At 63.1% G+C, this 1,373-nt stretch carries 1 pseudogene; it reads right to left on the bottom strand.

Features of this window, described 5'->3' with window-relative positions:
* Positions 1 to 1,038: pseudogene (locus tag ACWDKQ_RS36185) on the bottom strand (hypothetical protein); the annotation flags it as partial.
* Positions 1,039 to 1,373 lie beyond the last annotated feature (335 nt).

Below are 1,373 nucleotides of genomic sequence, written 5' to 3' on the forward strand. Positions count from 1 at the left end.
CTCAAAGCCCTCAGCAATCTTTGTCAGGAACGGAGTCAGGACCAAGGCGTTCAGGCGCGCCTGCGACTCCTCCGGCTGTCCGACCACCACAGACCGAGCGTTCTCGAACTCGGCGAACAGCAATCCCATGGCCCACTGCGCCGTCTGTTCGTCACTCTCGTCGAGCGCAGTTGTCTCGAGCTCGGCCAGCCGGTCCTTCGTCCTTTCCCAACGCCTGTCAGCCTTCCAAATCGCCTCCAAAGCGCCCTTCCGGCCAAGGACCTCTCGCGCTCTCCCCGCCAATGACACCAAGTCATGCACTTCTGAAAACGTGGCATACCCATCGGCTCGGCCTTCGAAATCCGCAACCATGCCAGCAAGCGACGCCAGCGAAATGTTCGACGACACGGGATCAAGCTGGTTGGCCAACCATGCCAGACCGCGCAGCGTCTCCACCCCCGGCCGCTTGCCATACAGCTCGTCTGCCAGCCGGATCACTGGGAACAGCCGCCTACCACCCACCAAATCCGCGCCGACCGCACCGACAACCGTGCCGACACCACCAAAATTGTCCACCAGATCCATCAGCTTGAGCCAGCGACGAATCTTCTTGACCCCGACCTCGCTGGGTGACCGAAGCTCCAGCTCCTGCTGTCCGGTCCGCGGGTTGAACACCGGCCCGAACAGCTCGGCCACCAGGCTCTGCAGCTCACCCATCGTCCGCTTGTAGAAAGCAGCACCCACCTTGCCGTCGTCGAAACCGGCATCGATCAGCACCCGGATCCGCCGCATCCACAGCGAAGCCTGGTCAAATCCGGACAAATTCGGATCTACCTGACAGTACAAATCCGCCAAATTCTCCAGGGACTGCCGGTAATCAGCCGGCAGCTCGGTCCCGTTCCCAAGCCCTATCTCCGCCGCAACCTTTCTCCAGCCGCCCTCAAACCTCTCAGCGATCATCGTCACGAACGGAGCCAGGACAACGGCGTTCAGCCGCGCCTGCGACTCCGCCGGCTGTCTGACCACCACAGACCGAGCGTCCTCGATCTCAACCAGCACTCCCCGAGCCCACTTCACCGTCTGCTCGTCCCGTTCGGGCGCCGTGAGCGCGGCCAGCCTGTCCCCCATTCGCCGCCACGGCTGATCGGCGTTCCACATCGCCTCCAACGCCTGGACCGGACTGACTCGCTGCCCCCCATCAACACCGGCATCGGCATCGGCAGAACCCAGTCGACCAAGGACCGCTCGCGCCCTCCCCGCCAACCCCACCAGGTCACGCATTTCCGAATGAGACGGGTACCTACCGGCTCGGCCATCGAAACCCGCCATCATGCTGGTAAGCGTGCCCCACGAAATATTCGACGACACGGGATCAAGCTGACCGGCCAACCACG

The organism is Saccharopolyspora sp. NPDC000995 (genome assembly GCF_053599315.1).